The organism is Moorena sp. SIO2C4 (assembly GCF_010672485.1).
GTDB lineage: Bacteria > Cyanobacteriota > Cyanobacteriia > Cyanobacteriales > Coleofasciculaceae > Moorena > Moorena producens.
This window is the reverse complement of sequence record NZ_JAAHGN010000884.1, coordinates 1-3,246: the sequence shown is the minus strand read 5'-3', so window position 1 is coordinate 3,246 and position 3,246 is coordinate 1. Positions and strand designations below refer to the sequence as shown.

Here is a 3,246-nt window from a genome sequence, read left to right as displayed (position 1 = left end):
ATCCTTTGGTTTGGTTTAGTGTTTTTTGGGCTAGATTCTTAAACCCTGTTAATGCCATTGTGTTAATCCCCTCCGCTCACTTTCTATGGTCAGATGCTGCATCAGTTTATGGTGTACTTTGTCTACTAGTTCATCAACATCAATGTCCTCCACAGACTGATTATTTGTGGTAGCGGCTGAAGTATTTTCTGATGCTTTCTGAATCACGGTATTTGCCTGTAACCTAGTAGTTGATACAGGTGTTGATACTGATGCACCGTTGACAGATGGCATTCTTTGGATAACTCCAGAGCCATTATGAGCCATAGATGGGCCACTACTAACTCCTAGTCCGTTGCCAGAAACTGACGTTCTATTGACCCCAGAGGCAGAAAAAATCAGGGGAGCAGATAATTGATAACCATCTTTTCCTGAAATTTCTCTAACCACTGGTCGCTCCGGGGAGCGTTGAATCAGTGGCTGGTTTCCTTCGGATGGGCTCTTGACTATCTCTTTGATCACTGGTCGCTCGGGGGTGGGTTGAATCAGTGGCTGGTTTCCCTGGGATGGGCTGTTGACTATCTCCTTGATCACTGGTCGCTCCGGAGTGCGTTGAATCAGTGGCTGGTTTCCCTGGGATGGGCTAGAAACTATCTCTTTAATTAGCGATCGCTTTGGGGAGCGTTGAATCACTGGCGACTGGGTCAGGTTTCCGGAACTGCCTAGCGATCGCTTAGACTGTAAAGTAGTTTTCTGATAGTGTTTGTCTAAATTCTTGTCCACTGTTCCCTGTTCCCTGTTCCCTGTTCCCGACTTCTGCAAGAAGTCTATGGGTTTGGCTTGCACAACTGGCCAGGATAAGTCAGAGGATAGTCTAGTTTCCCTAGACGATTCAAGACCAGAAACTAGGGGTTTGTTATCAGAATCTACTCTCCGGGAATTCCTCTTAGTGGAGTTGACAAATTTTGCCTGGACAATTAATGGTTTTGTCCCAGATTTGCCCCTTTCAGAGGGGATTGAACTTGAAGTTTGGGGTGTAGGGTTTTCTGTAGATTTCTGGGAATTTGACCCTGTACTTTTTTGTACTGAGGTTTCTTTTTCCACCTGAAATCTAGTTGATCTCAAAGGTAGTTCTTCTCCTGTTACTTTAGTTCCAGAGGCCACATTGGTAGAGGTAATTGGAGAAGTAACATGTCCCGTCTCTACCGGTTCTGCTGCTGGCCGGATTGGCTGAGCATAGACGATAGGAACTGCTTCTGCTGATTGACCCTCTAACCGATGCTGGCGTTGAATCAACTTAGCCATTAAGGGCAGTTGGTTGGTCATCCCTTGGACCCGGGAGATAATTGACCCTGCGACTTGAGTACCAATCACACCAGGGCTGACGATTGGGCGCAGAAGTCGCCTCGTCAGTTGTGGGTTGAGACTCTCTGACCAAGTCTGATTGTTACTGACCTGAGGTTGAGATGCCATCACAATGCTCCCGCTAGTCCAGCAACGGCTCGTCCTCCAGATAGTGCTTGACTCAGAAGTGGTTTGCTAATCCCCTTGTGAATTAACTCAATGGTCTCGAAAGCAATTTCATTGCTGCTGGCATTAAACTCTGGACCAGTCCACTTCACTGGCAAAGCCTGCTTGAAATTCCAATACATGGCTGGTATCTGTTGGCGGTCTAGCAGCATAATTGTGCCGTTCTTGCGCCGAATTACACCCCGGCTAGTGGCCTGATACCAAGTCCACAAACTGTCAATACCTGTCAAACCATGTTTGAGGGTCAAATTCGGATATTTGGTTCGACCTAGTAGCTGATGAACGTACCGATTCTGACCTCCCTCAGGACGCTCCTCTAGTTCAATCTCACTTTCTAGACCCCTGACTTCGATAAACCCACCAGTCACTAACCCCTCAATTTCAATCAGGAAGTTAAAGCCTTGGTAGGGATCAAGGCGAGCTCCCAACGCCCCAGTTACTCCAGCGTAAGCCGCGTTTGCTCCTAAAGGCACAACCGATGCTAAACTTGCCATCATTCACTCCTACAATTCAAGTTTAAAATTTACCTGTCAAGGTAGGGAACAGGAAATAGGGAACAGGGAACAGTGATAAGATTTGACTTTTTAAGTACTGAAATTGATTGTTATCACTGCCGTTATTAAGTTTTTTTGTACTGGTGCCAGATCTTAGTCCCTCACGCTTCGGCGCGATTGCGACTAGCAAATGAGGTACACATAATTGTTTCACTGCTCCCTGCTCCGAAGTCCCTGCTCCGAAGTCCCTATTCCCTATTTTCTATTCCCTATTCCCTATTCCCTATTACCTATTACCCATTACCCATTACCCATTACCCATTACCCATTACCCATTACCCATTACCCAATTATCTGCTCATTCAACTTCTCATTAATACTTGCCACTTGTGCCACCCAGCGCTGTCTTTCTTGATGATCCAGACTCATAATCTGGTCGTAGGACCAGTGCAAGTGATAAGCAATATAGGCTACCTCCTCTAACAGCCTCTCGGAGGGGTAGCAAGTTACTCCCCCAACGTAGCAGTCTCCACTTCAAACTCTCCTTGACAATGAGGACAAGAAACTAAAAGGCGGCTGTGACCATTTTGGTTAATCCGTTGATAGAGGTCTTGCAGATAGGCTAAGTCAGCCGAGAATAGACCCTCAATCATGACGGGATTGATATAGTCTAAGCTGCCCAGACGAGTGATCACCCGCGACAGCAGGATAATCACCAAGTAACCTGGATTAGCCTGAACCCTAGGGTCTTTTAAGGGCATAATCTCATCGTAGGCTGTGGACATCCGCATCATGCCTTCTTGATGGAGATTACCCTCCGAATCTACGTAGCCCTGGGGTAGGGTAAAAGGAAACTCTGTCTGCATTATCTTGTGGGGAATTTAGAATTGAGAATTTAGAATTTAGAATTGGGAATCGGGAATTGGGAATCGGGAATCGGGAGTCGGGAATCGGGAGTCGGGAGTCGGGAATTGAGAATTTAGAATTTAGAATTGGGAATCGGGAATCGGAACCCACCCCTAACCCCTCCCAGGAGGGGAACGGGAATTGGGAATTGGGAATTGGGAATTGGCAGTTGGTAACAGGTGTAGGTTGCTTGCAGCAAAGCGCGGAATCTAACGAAACCTAATTGACACTCCCGACTCCCGACTCCCTACTCCCTACACCCTACACCCTACACCCTACACCCTACACCCTACACCCTACACCCTACACCCTACACCCTACACCCTATTCCCTACTG

Annotated in this window: 5 protein-coding genes; all 5 read right to left on the bottom strand. The window is 47.1% G+C overall.

Translation table 11 applies throughout. From position 1 onward, the window contains the following. Positions 1–48 precede the first annotated feature (48 nt). The gene (locus F6K20_RS30800; RefSeq protein ID WP_008184141.1) at positions 49–1,452 is read right to left on the bottom strand and encodes a hypothetical protein; all 1,404 of its coding nucleotides are present in this window, start codon (positions 1,450–1,452) and stop codon (positions 49–51) included. After that, positions 1,452–2,006 carry a phage tail protein gene (locus F6K20_RS30795; RefSeq protein WP_229414482.1) on the bottom strand — a complete coding sequence of 185 codons (555 nt, stop codon included), beginning with the start codon at positions 2,004–2,006 and terminating at the stop codon, positions 1,452–1,454. Before F6K20_RS30795 ends, F6K20_RS30800 begins: the two co-directional genes overlap by 1 nt. A 339-nt stretch (positions 2,007–2,345) precedes the next feature. Continuing rightward, positions 2,346–2,456 (bottom strand): DUF6760 family protein, encoded by a 111-nt coding sequence (locus F6K20_RS40235; protein WP_353737167.1) that lies wholly within the window; start codon positions 2,454–2,456, stop codon positions 2,346–2,348. A 53-nt stretch (positions 2,457–2,509) separates the two neighbouring features. Further along, complete coding sequence (locus tag F6K20_RS30790) at positions 2,510–2,872, bottom strand: hypothetical protein (protein WP_044493148.1); 363 nt, start codon at positions 2,870–2,872, stop codon at positions 2,510–2,512. Then, entirely contained in the window at positions 2,814–3,020 is a 207-nt protein-coding gene (locus tag F6K20_RS30785) for a hypothetical protein (protein WP_229414480.1), read from the bottom strand. Before F6K20_RS30785 ends, F6K20_RS30790 begins: the two co-directional genes overlap by 59 nt. Between the last annotated feature and the right edge of the window lie 226 nt (positions 3,021–3,246).